This window comes from Brevundimonas sp., assembly GCF_032107865.1.
Classification (GTDB): Bacteria; Pseudomonadota; Alphaproteobacteria; order Caulobacterales; family Caulobacteraceae; genus Brevundimonas.
In genome coordinates, this window is record NZ_DAMCNG010000247.1 from 1 (window position 1) to 3,724 (window position 3,724).

Below are 3,724 nucleotides of genomic sequence, written 5' to 3' on the forward strand. Positions count from 1 at the left end.
GGGCGTGGTCGCCTGGCGCGACGCGGCGGCGTCGCGGCGGCGCAGGCACAGCGCTTCGATGCGGGGGCGGTAGTGGTTGACGGCGACCCAGACGGCGCCGACAGCGGCGACGACAGAGATCATCAGGAAGACGTCGTTGTAGGCCAGCACCTGGGCCTGCTGGCTGACCTGCTGGTGCAGCAGGCGCAGGGCCGCGCCCTGACGCAACGCCGGGTCGTCGATGACGTGGGCGTAGGCGCCGCCCAGTTGCTGCAGGCGCTGCACCGTCTCCGGGTCGCCCAGATTGATGCTTTCGGCCAGCTGGCTGGAGTGGAACTTCTCACGCAGGGTCTGGACGGTGCCGATCAGGGCCGAGCCCATCAGTCCGCCGACGTTCTGACACAGGGAGAAGAAGATGATGAAGCTGATGAAGCTCTTGCCGCCGCCCTGCAGCACCTTGCCGAAGCCGATGATCATCGTCGGCCCGATGAAGAAGGCGGCGGCGAAGGCCAGCAAGGCCTGGCTGACATAGAGTTCGCCCGGCCGCGTCAGTACGGTGGCGTGGCTGTCCAGATAAGCGCCCAGGGCGATGAGGCCCAGGGCGATGGAGATCGGCTTCCACAGCTTGGCCGGGTTCAGGGTGAAGGCGCTGACCAGCGATCCGGCCGCCGTGGCCGCCAGCATGACCCAGAACAGGCCGTGCATCTGGTCGTTGCCCAGTCCCATCTGCTGAAGGAAGCCGACGGCGCCGGTGGTCTGCTCCGACAGCACGATCCGCACCAGCAGGATGGCCAGCATCAGCCGCACGATGTCGCGCCCGGCCAGCCAGCGCAGGTCGATCAGGGGGTTGGCGCGGTTGTACTCATGGATGGCGGCGGCCGACAGCAATAGGACGGCGGCGGCCAGGGCCCAGCCGACCCACGGCGCCTCCAGCCACCAGACGATCCGTCCCAGCCCCAGCACGGCGCTGAGCAGCGCCATGCCCGGCGCGAACAGGGCGAAGGTGATGAAGTCCTGCGGCTCGAAGCTCTTGATGCGCTGGGCGGGCGGCATCTTCAGGGCGAAAACGGCGGCCAGCGTCACCAGCACCAGCCCCACCTCGAACATGTAGAAGGCCCGCCACAGGTCGCGGTCCAGCAAGGTGGTGACGCCCAGCCGCGCGGCGGGGATGGCCAGGCTGGACAGGCCGACGCCCAGGATGATGCTTTTCAGCCGGTGCTGCGCTGGAAAGGCCTGGATGATGTAGAGAATGCCCAGGGTCGTCATGCCCGCCGCCGCGACCCCGGCGACGGCCCGCACCACCAGGGTCGAGACGAAGTCCTGCAGGAACAGGTGAGCCAGGGCGGCGGCCAGGAAGACGACCAGCACGATCTCAGCGAACAGCCGCAGGCCGTACTGGATGCGGAATTTGACCAGCAGCAGGTTCATGCTGGCGTTGGTCATGACGAAGATGACCGGAAGCCAGGCGGCCTCGGCCAGGGTCACGCCCAGCGATCCCGCCAACTGCGGCTGATTGGCCGTCACCGCCGCATTGCCCAGGCTGCCGGTCAACGTCACCAGGGCGCCCACCAGCCCATAGGCCAGACGCCACGGCATGGTGTGGTCGGGCGTCGACGGCGAGCCGGGCATGACCGGCCGCTCGTGCGGCTTCAGCGTGGCGAAGAATTCTTCCCACGGCAGATCCCAGTGACGGCGGCTCATGCGCGGGGCCCGCCTTGCGGGCGCACCATGTCCAGCGCCAGCTCCAGCGAGCGGCGGCTGAGGGCGATACGGTCCTCGGGCGAGACGACCGCCCGCGACGGCGCGCCTAGCATCAGGGCCAGGACGCGAATGTCCTCGACCGTCAGGTCGGGCCGCACCCGCCCCGCCGCCTGGGACACGGCCAGGGCCTCGGCCCCGGCTTCGCGCACGCCCTGGCGCACAGGCTCCATGGCCTCGACCTTCAGGTCGCGGATGAGCGCGGACAGGCCGGCGCTGGTCATCATCAGGGCGACCAGCTGCTCCAGGAACCACAGAAAGGCGTCGGGATCATCCAGTCGCGCGCGCGTGCGCCGGCCCAGATCCTCGATTTGCTCGACGAAGATCGCCAGCACCAGCGCCGACCGATCGGCGAAGTTTCGATACAGCGTCGCCCGCCCCACCCCGGCCTTTTCGGCGATCAGGTGCAGGGGCACGTCCAACCCGTCGCGCGCAAAGGCCTCCTCGGCCGCCTTCAGCAGCCTTTCGCGTCGTTCCGCGGCGTCTTGTCGCAAGGGGCGGGTCATGAGGCGCTAAGTGGACACTTGTGTCCGGTTGTTCAAGAGGCATTCGTCTCTTGAATGCGCAAGACGTGCGCAAGCTGCGCCGCGACGGCCCGCAAGGGCGCATCGCCGTGCTACATGGGGCCGCAGGGATGGAGGATGAGGATGCCGCATCGTATCTGGAAGGTTCTGGCGGTCATCGGCGTCAGCGTGACGCTGTCAGGCTGCTACTCCTGCTCGCTCAACGGCGGCTGGGAAGGGCAGATGAACCCCTTCTGCGTCGAGAGCGACGGCTTGGTCGGCGGCGCACACGTCGCGGCGGCGCGTTCGCAGGATACGGCGGCGACAGAGGTCAGGTCCGGGGAGAGCCACGCTCCAATCCCCTAGAAGGCCATGGTGCCGGTGGTCGGACTCGAACCGACACTCCTTGCGGAACCGGATTTTGAATCCGGCGCGTCTACCAATTCCACCACACCGGCACGGCCTGGCTCAAGGCGGCGCAATCTAGCGGCGACTGAGGTCGCGTCAATCGATGAAGCGCAGCCGCCGCCAGTTTTTACGTCAGACGGCTCAGACCGCCGCCACCGTCTGTTCGATGGCGCCGAACAGGGTGTGGTGCTTGTCGTCCAGCATCTCGATGCGGACGGTGTCGCCGTGCTTGAGGAAGGGGGTCTTGGCCGCGCCGGTCTGGATGGTCTCGACCGTGCGGATCTCGGCGATGCAGCTGTAGCCCAGGCCGCCTTCGGACACCGGCTTGCCGGGGCCGCCGTCGGCGTCCTTGTTCGACACCGTGCCCGAGCCGATGACCGTCCCGGCGCCCAGGGCGCGGGTCTTGGCCAGGTGGGCGATCAGGGTGCCGAAGTCGAAGGTCATGTCGACGCCCGCGTCGGCCTTGCCGAAGTCCTGGCCGTTGACCTGAACCAGCAGGGCGCCCGACAGCTTGCCGTCCGTCCAGCGATCGCCGAGTGCATCAGGCGTGACGAAGACCGGCGACAGGGCGCTGGCCGGCTTGGACTGGACGAAACCGAAGCCCTTGGACAGTTCGGCCGGGATCAGGTTGCGCAGGCTGACGTCGTTGACCAGGCCGACCAGGCGGATCGCCGCCAGGGCCTCCTCGCGCGTCGCGCCCAGGGAGACGTCGCCGGTGACGACCACGATCTCGGCCTCCAGGTCGCAGCCCCAGGCCTCGTCCTTCAGCGGGATGGCGTCGCGCGGCGACAGGAAGCCGTCGGAGCCGCCCTGATACATCAGCGGGTCGGTCCAGAAGCTCTGCGGCATCTCGGCGCCGCGCGCACGGCGCACCAGCTCGACGTGGTTCACATAGGCCGAACCGTCGGCCCACTGATAGGCGCGCGGCAGGGGGGCGGCGGCGTCGCGCTCGTGGAAGCGGCCGCGCGGCACGCCTTCGTGCTCCAGGCTTTCGGCCAGGGCGCGCAGCAGCGCCTCGCACCGCTCCCAGTCATCCAGCGCCGCCTGCAGCGTCGGCGCGATCAGGAAGGCGTCCG

4 protein-coding genes and 1 tRNA gene are annotated in these 3,724 nt (G+C 68.8%); 1 reads left to right on the top strand and 4 read right to left on the bottom strand.

The window, feature by feature from the left end:
• A partial coding sequence (locus RT567_RS14835) for an MFS transporter (protein WP_313577021.1) occupies positions 1 to 1,680 on the bottom strand: 1,680 nt, incomplete at its 3' end.
• Positions 1,677 to 2,231, bottom strand: a complete 555-nt coding sequence (locus tag RT567_RS14840) for a helix-turn-helix domain-containing protein (RefSeq protein WP_313577022.1) — start codon at positions 2,229 to 2,231, stop codon at positions 1,677 to 1,679. The genes RT567_RS14835 and RT567_RS14840, both read right to left, overlap by 4 nt.
• Positions 2,232 to 2,384: 153 nt before the next feature.
• Here RT567_RS14840 and RT567_RS14845 point away from each other — a divergent pair, with 153 nt between their 5' ends.
• Positions 2,385 to 2,606, top strand: a complete 222-nt coding sequence (locus RT567_RS14845; RefSeq protein ID WP_313577023.1) for a hypothetical protein — start codon at positions 2,385 to 2,387, stop codon at positions 2,604 to 2,606.
• Between the two features lie 7 nt (positions 2,607 to 2,613).
• Here the strand turns inward: RT567_RS14845 and RT567_RS14850 are convergent.
• A tRNA-Leu gene (locus RT567_RS14850) sits at positions 2,614 to 2,698 on the bottom strand.
• A 91-nt stretch (positions 2,699 to 2,789) separates the two neighbouring features.
• On the bottom strand, positions 2,790 to 3,724 hold a 935-nt coding region (locus tag RT567_RS14855), incomplete at its 5' end, for a fumarylacetoacetate hydrolase family protein (RefSeq protein ID WP_313577024.1).

Coding starts and splice junctions, on each gene's coding strand:
- RT567_RS14845 (WP_313577023.1), top strand. CDS start 2,385: ATGCCGCATCGTATCTGGAAGGTTCTGGCGGTCATCGGCGTCAGCGTG.